Origin of the sequence: Streptomyces sp. NPDC060366, from assembly GCF_042725135.1 — a bacterium.
Lineage (GTDB): Bacteria > Actinomycetota > Actinomycetes > Streptomycetales > Streptomycetaceae > Streptomyces.
The window spans coordinates 840,849-859,035 of sequence record NZ_JBHXDC010000001.1 but is presented as its reverse complement, the minus strand read 5'-3'; the positions used below and the strand labels follow the sequence as shown (position 1 = coordinate 859,035).

The following is an 18,187-nucleotide window of genomic DNA, read 5'->3' as shown; positions in this document are numbered from 1 at the left end:
GGATCTCGGCCCGCCCGGTCTCCGAGGTCGGACCGGGGCCGCACTTCAAGCCCGTCCGGCGATTGAGGACAGAACACGCCGCCCGAAACGACCCCGCCAAAAGCAACCCCGGCAACCTCACAGCCGCCGCAACGACAGCCACCGCAACGACGCCCGCCCCAGCGCCGTCATCATCGCCTCCAGCCGAGGATCCGTCCCCGCGTCCGACGAGTCCATCGAGCACGCCGCCCCCAGCAGAAACCCCGCCTGCGCCGAGATGACCACGTCCACCGCCTCCGGCTCGACACCGCGCAGCAGCGGATGACGCGCGGCGTACGGCTCCGGGTCGACCCCGCCGAGCGCCACACTCCCGAGCAGCATCAACAGATCCGAGTACGCGGGTCCGATCCACGCGTGCGGCCAGTCCACGACCACCACGCGCTCCTCGGTGAGCAGGACGTTGAACGGGTACAGGTCCCCGTGCGTCAGCGTCTCTCCGGCGATCACTTCTGGCAGTCGCGCCTCAAGCGCCAGGTGATCGTCCAACTCACGTGCGGCGTCCGGAGCGATCACGGCCAGCTTGGCGAGCGACCGGGAACCCTCCGCCAGACGCGACCAACCGCCCAACCGGGGTGACACGGGGCCCGAGTCGAGAGGCGGCGCGGGCGTCAGGCTCTCCGCCAGACCGGTCAGGGCGTCGAGCACCCGCTCCAACTCGTCCTCACGCCACGGCTGTACGGGCAGCGCCCCTTCCACGTCCTCGAAGACGAGCGCCACCCACCCCTGCTCGTCGTGCGACCCCAGAAGCCTCGGTACGGGAACCCCGGGCGGCAGCCCGCCGTTCACCGCGACCTCACGCCGGTGGAACGCCGCCACTCCCGGCGCCGCCTCCGCGTCCACGGCCTTGGCGAACGCCCTTCGCCCATCGGCCAGTTGAAGCCGCGCCGCGAGCCCGTCGGAGAACCCACCCCGCTGACTCGTGGCCGCCGCCACCGTCCCCCCGAGCACGTCCTCGATGCCCGTCCGGACGGAAGGGGGGAGTTCATGCCACGGCTTACGCCGACTGCCGGTGGAAGCGTCCTTGTCGGTCGTCATGTCTCTCTCCAGAGATCGAAATGGAGCCGAGGCAGGAATTCCGTTTACCTGCCTGAAATAAAACTCATGAAGTAGTGCAACCCTCGGGGAAGATCCCGTGTCTGCCTATGTGTTCGGATGGAATTCCAGGAGACGCATCGGGCCCAATAACCGAGCGGTAGCCGCCATGGGCGGGCCCGTGGGTTTACTGCGCCCTTGTGCTCAGAGAGAGGTGTTCTCATGCGCTACACCAAGCGCGCAGTCGTGGCTGCGGCCTGCGCATTCGCTCTGATCCCGGCGGGCGCGGCGGTCGCGGGCGACGGCCCGGCACCGGCCCCCTCGAAGTCGTCCAAGGCGGCCAAGTCGACCGCGCCGAGCGAGGCGGGAAACCCGGCGAGCGCGAAAGCGCGGGTCGCGGGAGTCTGTGCCGACGCGTACCAGGTCGGAAAGACAGCGTACATCGACAGGGCCGGTGCGCACGTCGCGTCCGTCAAACAATTCTACTCGAAGAGCTGCAACGAGAATTACGGATATCTCTGGGTCTGGGATTCATTCCGTAAGACCAGTAAGGATTACGACGTGAGCGTCGGCGTCTACAGCTACAGCCAGGAGGACTACTTCGGCACGCGGGTGTGGACCGACCACAACGGCCAGGAGTTCTGGTCCGGGGGCGCGGACACGGTCAAGGACTGCACGGCGGCGGTCGGCTCCCTCCGCAGGGCGGGCGACCCGCTCGCGGGCCAGGCGGCCAGCCAGAAGATGTGCTGACGCGGATGGGGTGGCCCGAGGAAGCTCGGGCCACCCTGTCAACGCGCGACGAGGTGTGCGGTGAAGGCGGCCCAGGAGGCCGGGGTGAGGGTGAGACGGCCGACGTGGGGATCCTTCGAGTCCCGCACGAGCACGGCGTGGGGCTGCGCGGCGACCTCAACGCAGTTGTCGCCGTCGCCGCCGCTGTGGGAGCTTTTCGCCCATGCGACTTCGATGCAGTTGTCGCCTTCGGTGCCGCTGTAGCTGCTCTTGAACCAGTTCGGATCGGCAGGATTCATAGCGCTCCTCGCATCTGCTTCAGCAGGCTGACTGTGGCTTCGTCGCCGAGGGCCTGCGCACGCATCCTTCCATAGCGTTGCAGCAGTGCACTGACTCCCGCTGGAGCGCCGATCAGGTTGCTGGACTTCTGGCTCTCGGTGTACCCGATCCACTGGTGGGCCTGAGTTTCCGCGAGGTAGATCGGTCCGTCGAGACCTGCGTGTACTCGGCTGCGCAGTGGCATGACCTGAATCTCCACGTTTCGCAGGCGAGTCAGGTCAAGCAGGTGGTCAATCAGCACACGGGTCACGGCCGTTCCACCGGTTCGTCTTTCGATCAGCGCTTGCTCGACGATGAAGCTGAACGCGACGTTGGGCTTCTCCGCGAGCAGTCGCTGTCGGTCGAGACGGGCGGCGACCTGCTCCTCAACCTGTTCATCGGTCAGAGGGGGCAGGCTGTTGGCGAACGCTGCCCGGATATAGGCCTCGGGCTGCAACAGGCCAGGAACGATGCGGCACTCGTACGCGTACAGCGAGATCGCCGTCTCCTCGATGATCGCCCACTTGCGGAACCACGACGCCAGACCCGCCCCCTTCGTGAGACTCCTCGCCCCCGCTGCCAGCACTCGCTTCGCGACCGGGCCCAAGACCACCCCAGCCCGGTCCGGCAGGCTCTTCGGCGGGAACCGCTTTCCCTGTTCGATCTTGGCGATGTAGTGCACCGAGTACTGAACCCGGGGTGCGAACTCCTCCTGCGTGAGGCCGGCTTCCTCCCGCAGCGCCTTCAGGACCGCCCCGAAGGTCTTGAGACTGTCCGACGTCTCGGGTTCACTACTCACGCCACCACTGCCGTCCGCCGTCATACCCGTTCGCCTCTCCGTGGCTCTGCTCCGCTCGATGCGTACCCTGCACAACTGGTCTAGCATCACTGGTAGTTACTCACCCAGTCCAGAGGGTGAGCCAGTACAGCGGGCAGGTGTACTGGAGAAGGCCCTGGTGAAGCCCTCAATCCGGCCCGGACGCTGGGCACATGGCATCCCCGCAGGCCCAAGAGGCCGTTACCGTACGTGTGTTCACTCAGCGGTTCTCCGCCACCAGGCGAGGCGCGCGGCTCGCGCGGAGACTCGCCACGCAGCAGCTCGACGCGTGGGGCATTCCCTACGGCTCCGAACCGTCCGACGCCGCCGCTCTCGTCGTCGCCGAACTGGCCGCGAACGCCGTCCTGCACGGCCGGGTTCCCGGGCGGGACTTCGGGCTGCGGCTCGCGTACAACACGGCCAAGGACCTCGTACGGATCGAGGTGACCGACACCCACAGCGCGATGCCGGCGCGAGTGCCCCGCAGCGCCGCCGCCGACGAGGAGCGGGGCCGTGGGCTGGTGCTCGTGGACGCCATCGCGGTGCAGTGGGGCATCAGCGGACGGTCGGGCCCGGGGAAGACCGTGTGGGCGTACGTGCAGGCTTCACAGGCGGACGTCTGAGCGGGCCGACCCTTTGGCGCAGGCGTGTCAGTGGTCGCCCTTTCGTCCAAGGGTGTTCTCGGGGGTCGCGCCGGGGCGGGTCCACTGCGGAACGGGGCGGCCGGTCGGGCCCCAGGTGGCGTTCCCGTCCGCGTCCGAGCGCCAATACCAGCACGGGCCCTGCCCCTCGGGCCTGCCCTCCGGGTTGTCCTCCCACGCCTCGCCGCGGCCGTAGGGCGTCATGTCGAGCAGGCCGAAGGACCCGGCGACGGGCTCGTTGCCGCGGCCCGTCGTGGAGTAGGTGAGGAAGACGCGGTCGCCGTCGCGGAGGTACGAGGTGACGTAACCCATGTGGCCGCCCGCCGGTCCGTCCACGCCGCGCACCGAGTACCAGGGCTCGGTGTAGCCCATGAACTCGACGTAGGGGGCCACCTCGTCCCACGGGCCCGTGGTCAGCACGGCGTAGGAGACGCCGCGGGCGTTGAGGTAGGCGGCGTCCTTCACGTGCCAGGCCGTGACGGTGCAGCCCTCGCACTGGCCCTGGTGCGGCGCGCCGTCGTGCCACATGTGCTTGTAGACCACCAGCTCGTCGCGGCCCTGGAACAGGTCGATGAACGGGACCGGGCCGTCAGGGCCGACGACCTCGACCGACCCGTCGAACTCGACCATCGGCAGCCGGCGGCGGGCCGCGGCGATCGCGTCGCCCTCGTGGGTGTGGGCCTTCTCGCGGATCAGCAGTTCGTCGCGCGCCGCCTGCCAGGTGGCCAGGTCGACGACCGGCGGCTTTCCGGGGAGGTCGCTGCTCGCGTTGCCGGATGTGGTGGTCATGGATCCTCCGTGGTGTCTGGTGCCGGGCGGCGTCGTACGACGTCCTACGACGCTCACCAGTACCGACTCGAGGCCCGGCCGAAACTCATCGGCGAGTTCACAGCCGCGTGCTCGGGCGTTACCGTGGAAAGCAAGTACTTACTTGCCGCCTCTTCGCCCTTCTTGGAGCGCTTGTGCCGGACACCCGCACGCGGATACTGACCGAGGCCATGCGCCTGTTCGGAGAGCTGGGCTACACCGCCACCACCATTTCGAAGATCGAGGAGGCGGCCGGGCTCTCCCCGGGGTCCGGGGCGCTGTACAAGCACTTCCGCAGCAAGAGGGACATCCTGAGATTCGGTCTGCGCGAGCGCATCAGTAAGAAGGACGCGCTCACCACGCTCCTCGGTACGGAGGCCCCTGCGACCGACCCTCGCGTGCTGCTGCGCGCTGTCGCGAAGTCCGGGCTGGAGCGGCTTGTGTACGAGCGGGACGTCAACCGCATCCTGGTGCGGGACCTCGCCGCGTTCCCCGAGCTGCTGGAGGAGTTCCGTACGGCCGAGGTCGCGCGCATCCACGCCGCGCTCACCCAGCTCCTCCAGACCCAGGCGACCGCCCACGCCACAGCGCACACGACGTCCGGCGTCCCGGACACGGACTGGTCGGCCGTCGCCGCGATCCTTCAGGACGCGCTCTCCCACTACTGGCTGATGGCCGACATCTACGGCGGCGCCCATCCGACCGGAGTCACCGAGGACGCCTATCTGGACACCCTCACCGACCTGGCACTGGCCCTTGTTCCCGCACCCCCTCCTAAGGACGAGTCATGAAGGTTCTCCTCGCCGGAGCTTCCGGCACGCTCGGCCGCTTTCTCGTACCCCAGCTCATCGCGGCTGGTCACGACGTCATCGGCGTCACGCGCGGCGCGGGCGCCGAACGGCTCAAGCGGGCCGGTGCGACCGCCGTCGTGGCCGACGTGCTCGACCGGGGAGCGCTGCTCGCGGCGGTGGACGGGCTGGCCGCCGATGCCGTCATCCATGAACTCACCGCGCTGACCAAGGCTCCCGCCCGGCACGGCGACATGGAGCCGACCAACCGGCTGCGCGTCGAGGGGACACGCAACCTGCTCGACGCGGCACGGGAGTTGGGGGCCACCCGCTTCCTCACGCAGTCGATGTTCCTCGGGTACGGCTTCCGGTATCTGGGGCGCGCACCGTTGTCGGAGGAGGCGCCGTTCGCCGTACCGACGGGTGCCAGGACGGACCCGGTGCTCGCCGCGCTGAAGTCCACCGAGGACCAGGTCCTGGCCGCCGCGCCCGGCATCGACGGCATCGCCCTGCGCTACGGCCTCTTCTACGGAGGCGACACCGACGTCTTCGCCGCGCTGCTGCGCAAGCGCCGGCTGCCGGTGCCGTCCGGCCGCTCCGGGACGCTGGCCCTGATCCACCACGAGGACGCGGCGTCCGCGACCGTCGCCGCACTGGAGCGCGGGGTTGCGGGGCGCGCCTACAACGTCGTCGACGACACCCCTGCCACGTGGCGCGAGTTGATCGAGGAGGTCGCGCGTACGAGCCGTACGCCCAAACCGCTCGTGCTCCCCGCCGGACTGATCCGCCTCGCCGCGCCGTACGTCGGCGAGGTGATGACCCGCGTCGACGTACACATCTCCAACGGACGTGCACGAACGGAGCTGGGCTGGACGCCGCGCTATCCGGGCTACCGGGAGGGCTTGGCGGCGGGGGCGACCACAGCCGAACGCTAGAGCGTGTCCGCAGAGTCCCGGAACACTGCGGCCGACAGGGGGCAGAAGGGGCTGAATCGTCTCCGCCCGGCTTCCTGGGGGCAACCGTGGCGAGATGCGGCGCCGGATGGTCCCGGACGAGCGGATCAGGAAATGGACCGCCAGCTGAAACGCTCACTCGCAGGGTGAGATGCAGGCACAGTGAAGTCGGTATAGCCTTCGATTATGGGCGAGTAGTCGCTTTTGGGCGCCTAGATGCAAGTAGGAGGCCCATCGGAAGGGAGCTGTTTCGGGGACGGCCGACAGGCGGGCGGGTCGGCTTACGTCGTGTGGTTCCGAGAGGGTGAGGCGTATGGGACGCCCCGTGACCGAGCCCCCTGACAGCTATGCCGGGAGTCGACAGCTCGAAGACGCCTTGGCCGATGTCATGCAGCGGACCGGCGCCACGGCGGGCATGTTCTATGTGCTGCCGCCGGGGCAGCAAGTGCTGCGCCTGGCGTTGCTGGCAGGACTGCCCTGGTCGCTGATTTCTCCCTGGGCCCGCGTCTCGCTGGAGACGGCAATCCCAGTGGCAGACGCCGTCCGGGAGGATCGCCTGGTGTGGTTGAACGGTCAGGAGGAGATCGCCCGCAATTATCCGCAGCTGGGGACAGTGCTCCCGTACGACATCGTGTGCGCCGCCGCCCCTGTGACCGGCGGCGAAATCCGGGGCGGCATCGTACTGGTGTGGCCCGTTTGGCACCGACCGGGGCCCAGTCCGGAGGAACGTGAGGCGATCGCCGTGTGCTGCCGGCGCACGGGACTGGTACTCCGGCGCGCAGCAGCCAGCAGAACGTCGCTCTTGTTCGACAGGCCGCGGATCATGTCTCCGGTGCGCGCTCCCGAGCCGGAACCGGCCCAGGCCGCTGCCGCGTACGAGTTCACCGAGCGGCTCCCCACGGGGTGTTTCGGCTTGGATCTGGACGGCCGCGTCACCTTCTTCAACACCGCCGCCCGCGACCTGGCCAACGGCGGGGCCGGCCTTCTGCTCGGCCAGCGGCCCTGGGAGACACTGGAATGGCTCCACGACCCGGTCTTCGAAGACACCTTCCGGAAGACACTGATCACCCGGCAGCCCTCCTCCTTCACCACACAGCGCCCGCCGGACACCCCGCTGACCTTCGTACTCCACCCCGACGACCGAGGCATCAGCGTCCACATCACACCTGCGCCCAGGTCGCACGAGACCGAAGCCACACCCCGTGGGCAGCCGACCGTTCTCGGCAAGCCGGTGGGTGCTACGGCGCTCTACCACCTCACACACCTGGCGGTCGCCCTCACCAAGGCCGTCGGTGTCCAGGACGTCGCCCGCATCGTCGCGGACCAACTCATACCCGGCTTCGGAGCCCAAGGACTGGTCCTGCTGACCGTGCAGGAAGGCCGGATGAACGTTGTCACCCACCGCGGTTACAGCGCCGAATTCGTCGACCGGTTCGACGGTGACCCCCTGGCCGCCCATGCCCCCCACATGAAGGTTCTGGCCGCGGGCGAACCGGTCTTCCTCGCCACCTACGCCGAATTCCAGCGCGCCTACCCATCGGCGCCCCGCTATGCCGACAGGAACGCCTGGGCCTTCCTACCGCTGATCGTCTCCGGACACGCGGTGGGTTCCCTCGTCCTCTCCTACGACCGGGCGCGGCCTTTTCCCCCGGCCGAGCGCGCCGTGCTCACCTCACTGGCCGGACTCATCGCCCAGGCCCTGGACCGCGCCCGCCTCTACGACGCCAAGCACACCCTGACCCGAGCCCTTCAAACCGGACTGCTGCCCCCCTCCCTGCCTCGCGTCCCCGGGCTGAACGCTGTCGCCCGCTACCTGCCCGCCGGCCCGGACATGGACATCGGCGGCGACTTCTACGACCTCATCCGCTGTACACCCACCACGGTCTCGGCCGTCATCGGCGACGTCGAGGGCCATAATGTCCATGCCGCCGCACTCATGGGACAGATACGCGTCACCGTTCACGCCCACGCCACGGCCGGTACGCCGCCCGGTGTCCTGCTTGCCCGCACCAACCGGCTGCTGACCGAGCTCGAACCCGGCCTGTTCACCAGCTGCCTGATCGCCGACATCGACCTGCCCCGGCACCGCGCCCGCCTGTCCACCGCCGGACACCCCCCGCCCCTGCTGCGCCACGCCGATGGCCACACCGACATCCTCGACCTGACACCAGGGCTGTTGCTCGGCATTGGCCCCGACGCCGAGTACCCCACGGCCGACATCCCCTTCCCGCCCGGCAGTACGCTCGTCCTCTATACGGATGGGCTCGTCGAGATCCCCGGAACCGACATCGAAACCACCACCCGCCACCTTGCCCAGCAGATCGCACAGGCGGACATCGAGAACCTCGACGACCTCGCCGACACCCTCGTCGAGCAAGCCCAGCAAACCGGACCTCGCCACGACGACATAGCACTACTACTCGTCCATTCGCACCGCACGGAAACGGAACATGAGCGTCGCTGATGTCGATGTCCAAGTCCAGGAGACGGCGACCACCGCCGGCGTGCGGCTACCGCACCCGGCATAGCCTTCGTCGCCGAAGCAGGACGCCGAGCTGTGCTCCACTGGTTGATGCACCCGGCCGGGATGCCCGTCCGATCCGCACGTTCATCAGGCAGGAGCCTCGTGGAGCGATAGTTCGACCCAGATGATCTTTCCGTTCGATGTGTAGCGGGTTCCCCATCGCCGAGCGAGTGCAGCAACGATCAGCAGGCCGCGTCCGTTCTCGTCTTGAGCGCGGGCATGGCGCAGATGTGGTGCCGTGGTGGCGGTGTCTGAGACTTCAATCGTCAGGCATCGATCGCGTATGAGGCGTACCGTCGGATTTCCGCTGGCGTGACGGATCACATTGGTGACAAGTTCACTCACCACCATTTCCGTCGTGAACACATGTTCCTCAAGGCCCCACTCCTCGAGCTGATGAGTACATCTGTCCCTGGACTCGCCCACCAGGGCAGGATCCCGGTTCGCTGTCCAAGCGGCCATGCCGTCGTCCGGCAGGCGGTGGGTCTGTGCTGCGAGAAGGGCGGCACCGTTGCCTGGTTGCCCGCCCAGCATTCGGTGCACGATGCTGTCACAGGTGGCCTTGGGGGCGTGGCCCGCGCGAGCGGCTGCCTGTCTCAGTTGCGCCATGCGCTCTTCCGCGTGAGAACCGGACTCCAGGAACGACTGGGAGTAGAGGATCAGCATGCTCTCCGGAGTAATGATCTGACGGCGCATGTCGTAGCTCACGCTCTGCCCCAGTGGCTCGCCGACCGGTACGTCCACGGTGGTGACGTCACCGGCCGGGGATACCAGCAAAGGGGCAGGCCAGCCGGCCGAGGCAACGGCGAGTTCACCGTTCACGGGATCGTAGACGGCGTAGAAACAACGCGGAGGATCTGTCGCCGGGTACGGCGTCTCGGGCGACGGGTCTACATGGCTGGAGAGGAACTGGCCGGTGGCATCGTCAAGGTGAGCCAGCAGTTCATTTGGAGGGAGGTCAAGCGCGGCCAGCGTATCCAGTGCGGTGCGGTAACGCCCCATGGTCACCGATGCGTCGAGTCCCTGATGGGGAACTCGACCGATGGCGAGGCCAACGCGGGCCCCCGACAGCGCGATGACGTCGAACCAAACCGTTTCCCGGGTTCCTGGCGTGTAGAAGTGCGCCGTACTTACCGCTGAAAGGTCCGGGAACGTTCGGGGAAGCAATTTCCGTTGCAGGGTGACGGCCGTCGTGTGTTCCTTTGTGTAGCGCCGCGCGTTCTCAATGTGCACGCATGCCTTCGCACTCACCTGCTCGGCGAGGCTCACGTCTGACGCATTGAAGGGAACAGGGTGGCGCGGCCCTCGGTAGAAGCTGGCCAGCCCCAGAACACGCCCATGGAACGACAGAGGCACGATGATCATCGAGTGAATTCCGGCGTCTGCCATGGCACCGGCGCGCGCGGTGTCGTGCATCAGCCAGTCCGACGGCGAGGTCTTCGGGTCCAGAAGCCTTGAGGTGAGATCTGCAATCACCTGTGTGTACGGGGTCGGAAAGGCGAAATAGCTCATCTCCCCGACGTGGTAGACAGCCTGAAGGCCGCCGGGGGCTTCGAAGGCGGCTCGGCGCAGGGCAACGTCCGTGCCGACTGGTGGTGCTGGTGCTTCTGCTCCCTGTATGACGTTGTCGACGAGGTCGACCGAGACGGCGTCGGCGAAATCCTGAACGGCGACTGTGGCGAGTTCCCGCGCAGTCCGCATCGCGTCGAGAGTGGTACCGATCTCTTCATGCGCCCTGGCCAGGAACTGCGCAGCGGCCTCTGCCCGGGCTTGATCAGTGACATCGTGGATCACTGCCCCGGCACCGATGGTCTGCTGCTCATCACGCAGCAGGAATGCGGTAACTGCGAAGACGCGCGACTCTCCGTGGCCGTCGTGCCCATTGACCCTCTCCTGGACAGCCGCCTCGCCACCGACGAGGACCTGTCGGAGGAACGGAGCCAGGGGGAGGCGCGAACCTAGATCGCCGACGTGGTGCTGCAGGACCTGACCCGCTGAGCGTCCGCGCATGGCAAGGGCGGCAGGGTTCGTGCACAGGACGCTCAAGTCGGTGTCATACACCTCAAGGCCGGCAGTCGACCGCTCGAATACTGAGAGTTCGAAGGCCGTTTCCACGTCAGCGACGTGGAGGCTCGGAGCGGTGCCTCGCATGGTGATGACGGTCCCCGACTCGTCGCGGTATGAGCTGAGGAGCAGAGCAGCCGACGCAAGCCCTCCGCTCTCACTGCGGAGCAGGCCCAGGATTCTGTCTATGACCAGCCCCGCCGGCACGCCGACGATGTCGTGCGGGGAAATTCCGGGGTAGCGGTGCCCCTCATCGCGCCAGTGGGAGACGTTTCCGACGTCGTCAATCGTGAACGAGCTGTCATGTGCCGTCATCGGCACCTCCTCGCTCAGCTTCCCTGCAAGTTGCTCACTATCATCTGGCTGAGGAATCGTCCTTTCCAGACTGGTGGACGCCTGCCTTGACGGCAACTGGTCGTGGCGATACCTGCTGGTTCAAGCGTCGTCGCCGTGGCCTGATGCACCCCGAGATCACCATCGTCTGGGCCGACCGCGCCTGCGCGGGAAAGCTGTGACCTGGGTATCGAAACACCTGCGGTGCTGATGGCCGGAGCCGGTGGTCAGCGTCGGCGGATTCCCTCGATCAGGGTCCCGACCACGCCTGCGACCAGGTCGGATGTGGGCCGCGTTCCTGCCGGACCGTGCCAGGCCAGGAACGCGAGCCCGTGCGGCAGCGCGAGGACGGCCATATGGACGGTGTCGGTGTCGGCCGCCGTGATGAGGTCTCTCAGCGGCGGCCGGCGCATCGACCACCGTGGCCCCGGAGTGCTGGTCACGGCCGAGCGGCACCCCGACCATGGGGGTCCCGGAGCCCGCGCCGAACGGCCACAGACCGCACTCCTGCACGGAGGTGCCTCGCCACTCAGGTGCGGGATCGACGTAGCCGACCATGCCGCCGCCGGGGCTGGGGACGGTTCGGGCATGACTGCGGGCGGTGCCGGGCGCCTCATGTCCGGGGCAGGAGCGCCCGCGGCCTCAGCGACAGGGCAACTGCGGTTTCGGCGGCCTCGACCGGGGCCCGCTGCGGGGGTGGGGGCGGTCGCTTCGGGCGAGGCGGCGAAGCGGTCCGGGGCCAGGATCGGAGCGATCGACCACGTCGGCCAGGCTGAGCCCGGCTGCCGGTGCGATCCAGTCGGCCTTGACTTTCTCGTAGGAGGCCAGGGCGGTGATCTGCCGGGCGCGGTCCGACTCGGGCTTCGTCAGTGCGGCCTGCGTCTTCTTGATGTCGTCGCGCAGGGTCCGCAGGCCGGCCAGCAGTGCGCACCTTTGCGGGCCGGGACGTTCATGAGGCTGCCGGGCAGGCCCGTACCTCCGGGTATTCGATGTCGTCGGGCAGCCGGTGGCCGAGGGCGGTCAGCCGCGCCGCGACGTCCGCCGGGCTCCTGCCCGTCAGGCTCGCGCTCCGCAGGACGTGCTCCAGGTGGACATTGTCCAGGTACGAGCGGTCGACGGTCGCCAGGAGCCGGACGTCCGCCTCGTCGGCGACCTCGGGCAGGATCGCGTTCGCGTGCAGCGAGTACCCCATCGTGGCCAGCCGCGCGGCGATGTCTGCGGGGCTGCGTCCCGTGGCGAGGGCCCCGCGCAGGATGTGCAGCATCGCGAGCCCGACAACCCCGTTCTGCGCCAACCAAGGCCCGCGGCCGTCGAGTTCCTCACTGAGAATGATGAAGTCGTCGACCTCCGGAGGGTCGGGCACGGCGGCCGGTACTGCGTAGCCGAGCTCCGTCAGGCGAGTGGCGACGTCAGCCGGAGTGCGTCCCGTCATCCGCGCGGCCTGAAGGATGTGCCCGACGGGCGGCCTGCGGAAATGCGAGCCGGTGCCACCGTCCCCCGCGAGGAGCAGTTCGTCGGACGCCTCGGGAGTGTACGGCAGGCGCAGGCCGAGCGTGAGCAGTCGGTTGGCAACGGCGTACGGGCTGCGCCTCGTCTCTCCCGCGGCTTCGATCACCCGGTACGCGGGCACCTCGTCGCCCCAGTCGGCCCACTGCCGGTAGGGGCCGTGGCCGCTGGTGATCAGCAGGGCGTCACCACGGTCCGGGGACTCGGGAAGCGGCCGGCCACTGCCCCCGAGCCGGTAGCACAGTGCGGTCAGCCGCCGGGCGACATCGGCGGGGGCGCGGTCCGTCCGGCCGCCCGATTCGAGTATCTGGTGCAGGGACACGGGCTTGCCGACGTCGAGCCAGGTGGGGCGGTATTCCGCGGTGACGTCTCTGAGCAGCGGGACGTCACCGGGTTCGACGGTGCCGGGCAACGGGGCTTCGGGGAGCTGGACGTCGGCGTACCTCAGGGCTCTCAGCCGTGCGACGACGCCGGCGGGGGCGTGTCCCAGCACGGCGGCGTGCAGCACGTGCCCGTACGGGACCTGTTCGGCGGGGTCCAACCAGGGTCGGCGGCCGTTGAGTTCACGGCTGGCGACCCGGAGGTCCTCCGGGTCCTGGGAGTCGGGTGCGTCGTACATGGTGGGGCCTTTCCGGGGCCGTGCGAGGGGTGGTCGGGTCGAGGGGGGTCGGGTCGAGGGGCCGGGGGGCGGAGGGCCCCCGACCACGGTCATTCGGCGACCGCGACGTACCTGCCGTCCCCCTCGTCCTCGTCCTCGTCCCAGTCGGGGTCGTCGTCCTCCTCGTCTCCCTGACGTGACGTCAGGTCCACCCGGACCCCGTGCGGCTCGAGTTCCGTCCAGACGCGCAGCATCATGGCGTGGCTGAGGAAGTGGTGAGAGAGGTCCAACTCCCGTAGGTGGGTTAGTGGTTGGCCCGCGAGCAGTGCTTCCACGCCTTCGTCGCCGAGCGTGCCCAGCGACAGGCTCAGCGAGGTCAGCCGGGCCACGACCGGCGCCGAGGCCAGTGCGGCGGCCAACTCGTCCTGGACCGGGCTGTTCTGCAGCCCCAGGTGGCGCAGAGCGGGCTTGCCCCGCCCGGTGAGAAGCGGGGCGAGGTGTTCGACCGTCGTCCCGCCGCCGTAGTCGTCATCGCCCAGCCACAGCTCCAGGCGCTCCAGCGACGGCAGGTCGGCGGCGGCGATCTGCGCCGCCACGTCCGGGGGCAGCCCGCCGGACTGGACACGCAGCACCCGCAGCCCTTCGTGGCCCGTCACGGGGAACCGCAGGCCCTCCCCGCCTCGAACGGCCAGCTCCCGCAGGCCGGGGAACGCCGCCAGAACGGGCGCGACATCTCCGAGACAGATCGTAGAGATCATCGCCTCCTCGTCCTCCAGATCGGCGAGGAAGAGCGCTTCGAGCCCGGTCAGCCGGGACGCGACGTCGAGGAGCATCTCGTCCCTGAACCCGCTGTCGCCGTACCAGGGCTCCCCGAAGACCATCGCCCGCACCCTCCCAAGATCGACCGACTCGGTGAAGCGCGCCCAATAGGCTTCGCCGCGCGCCCCGTAGTCGGCCTCGCGCGGCAGTTCCCCGCACTGGAGACGCCAGGCCACGGACTCGACCTCGGGGAGATCCACGGAGTTCACAGACGGTGAGAAGGTGTAGGTGGGAAGTCCGTAGAACTGCTCGACGTGGTGCACATACGACAAAACGTAGCTCCCGAAACTCCGGACGCGGCGGCTGTTCCGCGCGATCTGGCAGCCTAGGGCGTTTTGTTTGGATCCTCGAACGGACCAGAGGACGATGCCTGCCTTGTGGAGTCCGGCCAGGTAGGTAGTCGCTGTCTTGTCGTAGCGGGTGGCGATGCCGCGCAACTGTTTCAAGCGGTTGATGCACCGCTCGACGGTGTTGCGTTGTTCGTATGCCTCGCGGTCGGAGGCTGGGAGTCTGCCGCCTTGGCTGCCGCGCCGCAGCCGGTGGCCCTGCTGGGCTGCGATCCTCCGATTACCTTCGGAGGGGAACGGAGGTTCCTCCGTTTATGTGTACGGCGAGGTCGGAGCCCCGTATTTCTCCTGGGGTCCCGCCCCGTACGGGCCCGTGCAGAAGCCGTTCAGAAGGGGATCGTCATGAGCCTTCCCGACCGGATCACCACTCCTTTCACGCGTGAGACCACCGCCGCCGAGGTCATCGACGGCATCGATCTGACCGGCAGGCGTGCCGTCGTCACCGGGGGCGCCTCCGGCATCGGGGTCGAGACCGCCCGCGCGCTGGCGTCGGCGGGGGCCGAGGTCACGCTCGCCGTACGCAACGTCGAGGCCGGCGAACGTACCGCCGCCGACATCACCGCCACGACCGGCAACCCGCACGTCTCCGTCGCGCCGATCGAACTGGCCGACCGTTCGTCGGTCGCGGCGTTCGCGGCGGGCCGGCAGGGGCCGCTGCACATCCTGGTCAACAACGCCGGCGTCATGGCGGAGCCCCTGAAGCGCACGCCCGAGGGCTGGGAGCACCAGTTCGCCACGAACCACCTCGGCCACTTCGGCCTGGCGCTCGGCCTGCACGACGCGCTGGCCGAGGCGGGCAACGCCCGCATCGTCTCGGTGAGTTCGAGCGCGCATCACCGCTCGCCCGTCGTCTTCGACGACATCAACTTCGAGAAGCGCGAGTACGAGCCGTGGTCGGCGTACGGCCAGTCCAAGACGGCCAACGTCCTCTTCGCCGTCGAGGCGAGCAAGCGGTGGGCCGACGACGGGATCACCGTGAACGCCGTCATGCCGGGCGGCATCCGCACCAACCTGCAACGGCACCAGCAGGGGGACAACCTGAGCCCCGAACTCAGGGCGCTGATGGAGAGCTACCCCTGGAAGACGACCGAGCAGGGCGCCGCCACCTCGATCCTCGTCGCGGTCTCACCGCTCCTGGACGGCGTCGGCGGCCGGTACTTCGAGGACGTCACGGAGGCCGGTCCGTACGTGCCGTCTGGCGACTCGGGTCTTACGGACGACTCCGGCGTCGCGGCGTACGCGCTCGACCCCGAGGCCGCGGCCCGGCTGTGGGACGTGTCACGGGAACTGCTCGCCCGCTGACGGGCCCCGGTCCGCCGCCCCGGCCCGCCCTGGTCAGGCACGTATCGGGTACGGATCGGATACCGGTCAGATATGGAGAAGCGCCGGTCACGGCGCCGCATTAGCGTGACTTCCATGGAGGCCGCGGAGGCGGCCCCGCCTCACACATGGAGTCACGATGCGTAAGACCACGAGGACGGACACGCGCGCGTCCGCGCCGGGCACGGCCGGCAGCCACGATCTGATCCGCGTGCACGGCGCGCGCGTGAACAACCTCAAGGACGTCAGCGTCGAGATCCCCAAACGCCAGCTCACGGTGTTCACCGGCGTCTCCGGCTCGGGCAAGAGCTCCCTGGTGTTCGGCACCGTCGCCGCCGAGTCCCAGCGGCTGATCAACGAGACGTACAGCGCCTTCGTCCAGGGCTTCATGCCGACACTGGCCAGACCCGAGGTCGACGTACTCGAAGGACTGACGACCGCGATCATCGTCGACCAGCAGCGGATGGGCGCCGACCCCCGCTCCACGGTCGGCACCGCCACCGACGCCAACGCGATGCTGCGCATCCTCTTCAGCCGGCTCGGGCAGCCGCACATCGGCTCGCCCGGCGCGTTCGCCTTCAACGTCGCCTCCGTGCGGGCGAGCGGCGCGATCACGGTCGAGCGCGGCGCCCGCAAGACCGTGAAGGCGACCTTCAGCCGCACCGGCGGCATGTGCACCCGCTGCGAGGGCCGGGGCTCCGTCTCCGACATCGACCTCAGCCAGCTCTACGACGACAAAAAGTCGCTCGCCGAGGGCGCGTTCACCATTCCGGGCTGGAAGTCCGACAGCTTCTTCACCGTGCGCGTCTACGCCGAGTCGGGCCTCCTCGACCCGCACAAGCCGATCGCCAGGTTCACGAAGAAGGAGATGCAGGACTTCCTCTACCGGGAGCCGACCAAGGTCAAGGTCGAGGGAGTGAACCTCACCTTCGAGGGACTCATCCCCAAGATCCAGAAGTCGTTCCTCTCCAAGGACAGGGAGGCGATGCAGCCGCACATCCGCGAGTTCGTGGACCGGGCGGTCACCTTCACCACCTGCCCCGAGTGCGACGGAACCCGGCTCAGCGAAGAGGCCAGATCCTCGAAGATCAAGGGCATCTCCATCGCCGACGCCTGCGCGATGCAGATCAGCGACCTCGCCGAGTGGGTGCGCGAGCTGGACGAACCGTCGGTCGGGCCGCTGCTCGACTCGCTGGGCGGAACCCTCGACTCGTTCGTCGAGATCGGACTCGGCTACCTCGGCCTCGACCGCGCGTCGGGCACGCTGTCGGGCGGCGAGGCGCAGCGCGTCAAGATGATCCGGCACCTCGGCTCCTCGCTCACCGACGTCACGTACGTCTTCGACGAACCCACCGTCGGCCTCCACCCGCACGACATCCAGCGGATGAACAACCTGCTGCTGAGGCTGCGGGACAAGGGCAACACGGTGCTCGTCGTGGAGCACAAGCCGGAGACGATCGCGATCGCCGACCACGTCGTGGACCTCGGCCCCGGCGCCGGTTCGGAGGGCGGCACCGTCTGCTTCGAGGGCACCGTCGACGGGCTGCGGGCCGGCGACACCCTCACCGGCCGCCACTTCGGCGACCGGGCCGTCCTCAAGGAGACGGTGCGCGAGCCCACCGGGGCGCTGAAGATCCGCGGCGCGACGACGCACAATCTGCGCGACGTCGACGTGGACATCCCGCTCGGGGTGCTCACCGTCGTCACCGGAGTCGCCGGCTCCGGCAAGAGCTCGCTCGTGCACGGGTCGCTGGGCAAGGGCGCGGGGGACATCGGCGCGGATGTGGTGGCCATCGGCCAGGGCGCGATCCGCGGCTCACGGCGCAGCAACCCCGCGACGTACACCGGACTCCTCGACCCGATCCGCAAAGCCTTCGCGAAGGCCAACGGCGTGAAGCCGGCGCTGTTCAGCCCCAACTCCGAGGGCGCCTGCCCCAATTGCAACGGCGCCGGCGTCATCTACACCGACCTCGCGATGATGGCCGGTGTCGCGACCGTGTGCGAGGAGTGCGAGGGCAAGCGGTTTCAGGCGTCGGTCCTCGACCACCACCTCGGCGGCCGGGACATCAGCGAGGTGCTCGCGATGTCGGTGGCCCAGGCCGAGGAGTTCTTCGGCGCCGGCGAGGCGGCCACACCCGCCGCACACCGCGTACTCGACCGGCTCGCCGACGTCGGGCTCGGCTACCTCACCATCGGCCAGCCGCTCACCACACTGTCCGGCGGCGAGCGGCAGCGGCTCAAACTGGCCACGCACATGGGCGAGAAGGGCGGCGTGTACGTCCTCGACGAGCCCACCAGCGGCCTGCACCTCGCCGACGTCGAGCAACTGCTCGGCCTGCTCGACCGGCTCGTCGACTCCGGCAAGTCCGTCATCGTCATCGAACACCACCAGGCCGTCATGGCACACGCCGACTGGATCATCGACCTCGGCCCCGGCGCCGGGCACGACGGCGGTCGCGTCGTCTTCGAGGGCACGCCCGCGGACCTCGTCGCGGACGGCTCCACCCTCACCGGCGAACACCTCGCGGCATACATCGCCACCTGACGGGAAC

The 18,187-nt window shown here is 68.7% G+C and carries 15 protein-coding genes; 7 read left to right on the top strand and 8 right to left on the bottom strand.

Features of this window, described 5'->3' with window-relative positions; genetic code table 11:
* Nucleotides 1-117: 117 nt before the first annotated feature.
* Nucleotides 118-1,074 (bottom strand): aminoglycoside phosphotransferase family protein, encoded by a 957-nt coding sequence (locus ACFWHU_RS03630; RefSeq protein WP_387223641.1) that lies wholly within the window; start codon nucleotides 1,072-1,074, stop codon nucleotides 118-120.
* Between the two features lie 219 nt (nucleotides 1,075-1,293).
* Between ACFWHU_RS03630 and ACFWHU_RS03625 the strand changes: the two genes are divergently transcribed.
* Nucleotides 1,294-1,821, top strand: a complete 528-nt coding sequence (locus ACFWHU_RS03625) for a hypothetical protein (RefSeq protein WP_078074568.1) — start codon at nucleotides 1,294-1,296, stop codon at nucleotides 1,819-1,821.
* Nucleotides 1,822-1,859: 38 nt separating this feature from the next.
* On the opposite strand, the gene ACFWHU_RS03620 is transcribed toward ACFWHU_RS03625, so the two are convergent.
* Both ACFWHU_RS03620 and ACFWHU_RS03615 read right to left on the bottom strand, forming a co-directional pair.
* Nucleotides 1,860-2,099, bottom strand: coding sequence for a DUF397 domain-containing protein (locus ACFWHU_RS03620; RefSeq protein WP_387223639.1), 240 nt, complete (start codon nucleotides 2,097-2,099; stop codon nucleotides 1,860-1,862).
* On the bottom strand, nucleotides 2,096-2,941 hold the full coding sequence (locus tag ACFWHU_RS03615) for a Scr1 family TA system antitoxin-like transcriptional regulator (RefSeq protein ID WP_387223637.1): 846 nt from the start codon (nucleotides 2,939-2,941) through the stop codon (nucleotides 2,096-2,098). The genes ACFWHU_RS03620 and ACFWHU_RS03615 overlap by 4 nt, the downstream gene beginning before the upstream one ends.
* 167 nt (nucleotides 2,942-3,108) lie before the next feature.
* Between ACFWHU_RS03615 and ACFWHU_RS03610 the strand changes: the two genes are divergently transcribed.
* Entirely contained in the window at nucleotides 3,109-3,558 is a 450-nt protein-coding gene (locus tag ACFWHU_RS03610) for an ATP-binding protein (protein ID WP_387223635.1), read from the top strand.
* Nucleotides 3,559-3,585: 27 nt separating this feature from the next.
* Here ACFWHU_RS03610 and ACFWHU_RS03605 read toward each other — a convergent pair whose 3' ends face one another.
* Nucleotides 3,586-4,365 (bottom strand): DUF899 domain-containing protein, encoded by a 780-nt coding sequence (locus ACFWHU_RS03605; RefSeq protein ID WP_387223633.1) that lies wholly within the window; start codon nucleotides 4,363-4,365, stop codon nucleotides 3,586-3,588.
* Nucleotides 4,366-4,538: 173 nt separating this feature from the next.
* Between ACFWHU_RS03605 and ACFWHU_RS03600 the strand changes: the two genes are divergently transcribed.
* The 3 genes from ACFWHU_RS03600 to ACFWHU_RS03590 all read left to right on the top strand — a co-directional run bounded on the left by ACFWHU_RS03600 (nucleotide 4,539) and on the right by ACFWHU_RS03590 (nucleotide 8,588).
* Nucleotides 4,539-5,174, top strand: coding sequence for a TetR/AcrR family transcriptional regulator (locus tag ACFWHU_RS03600; RefSeq protein WP_387223631.1), 636 nt, complete (start codon nucleotides 4,539-4,541; stop codon nucleotides 5,172-5,174).
* Entirely contained in the window at nucleotides 5,171-6,106 is a 936-nt protein-coding gene (locus ACFWHU_RS03595; protein ID WP_387223629.1) for an NAD-dependent epimerase/dehydratase family protein, read from the top strand. The genes ACFWHU_RS03600 and ACFWHU_RS03595 overlap by 4 nt, the downstream gene beginning before the upstream one ends.
* A 331-nt stretch (nucleotides 6,107-6,437) precedes the next feature.
* A complete protein-coding gene (locus ACFWHU_RS03590; RefSeq protein WP_387223627.1) occupies nucleotides 6,438-8,588 on the top strand; it encodes a SpoIIE family protein phosphatase in 2,151 nt (716 codons plus the stop codon).
* Nucleotides 8,589-8,735: 147 nt separating this feature from the next.
* On the opposite strand, the gene ACFWHU_RS03585 is transcribed toward ACFWHU_RS03590, so the two are convergent.
* The 4 genes from ACFWHU_RS03585 to ACFWHU_RS03570 all read right to left on the bottom strand — a co-directional run bounded on the left by ACFWHU_RS03585 (nucleotide 8,736) and on the right by ACFWHU_RS03570 (nucleotide 14,231).
* Nucleotides 8,736-11,027: a SpoIIE family protein phosphatase gene (locus tag ACFWHU_RS03585; RefSeq protein ID WP_387223625.1), complete on the bottom strand. Its 2,292-nt coding sequence runs from the start codon at nucleotides 11,025-11,027 to the stop codon at nucleotides 8,736-8,738.
* Nucleotides 11,028-11,272: 245 nt separating this feature from the next.
* Nucleotides 11,273-11,488 carry a hypothetical protein gene (locus tag ACFWHU_RS03580; protein WP_387223623.1) on the bottom strand — a complete coding sequence of 72 codons (216 nt, stop codon included), beginning with the start codon at nucleotides 11,486-11,488 and terminating at the stop codon, nucleotides 11,273-11,275.
* 506 nt (nucleotides 11,489-11,994) lie between these two features.
* Nucleotides 11,995-13,170: a hypothetical protein gene (locus ACFWHU_RS03575; RefSeq protein ID WP_387223621.1), complete on the bottom strand. Its 1,176-nt coding sequence runs from the start codon at nucleotides 13,168-13,170 to the stop codon at nucleotides 11,995-11,997.
* A gap of 89 nt (nucleotides 13,171-13,259) precedes the next feature.
* On the bottom strand, nucleotides 13,260-14,231 hold the full coding sequence (locus ACFWHU_RS03570; protein WP_385801686.1) for an STM4015 family protein: 972 nt from the start codon (nucleotides 14,229-14,231) through the stop codon (nucleotides 13,260-13,262).
* A 426-nt stretch (nucleotides 14,232-14,657) separates the two neighbouring features.
* Between ACFWHU_RS03570 and ACFWHU_RS03565 the strand changes: the two genes are divergently transcribed.
* Together ACFWHU_RS03565 and ACFWHU_RS03560 are read left to right on the top strand one after the other, a co-directional pair.
* Nucleotides 14,658-15,617 (top strand): SDR family NAD(P)-dependent oxidoreductase, encoded by a 960-nt coding sequence (locus ACFWHU_RS03565; RefSeq protein ID WP_385801600.1) that lies wholly within the window; start codon nucleotides 14,658-14,660, stop codon nucleotides 15,615-15,617.
* A gap of 157 nt (nucleotides 15,618-15,774) precedes the next feature.
* The gene (locus ACFWHU_RS03560) at nucleotides 15,775-18,180 is read left to right on the top strand and encodes an ATP-binding cassette domain-containing protein (RefSeq protein ID WP_387223619.1); all 2,406 of its coding nucleotides are present in this window, start codon (nucleotides 15,775-15,777) and stop codon (nucleotides 18,178-18,180) included.
* Nucleotides 18,181-18,187 lie beyond the last annotated feature (7 nt).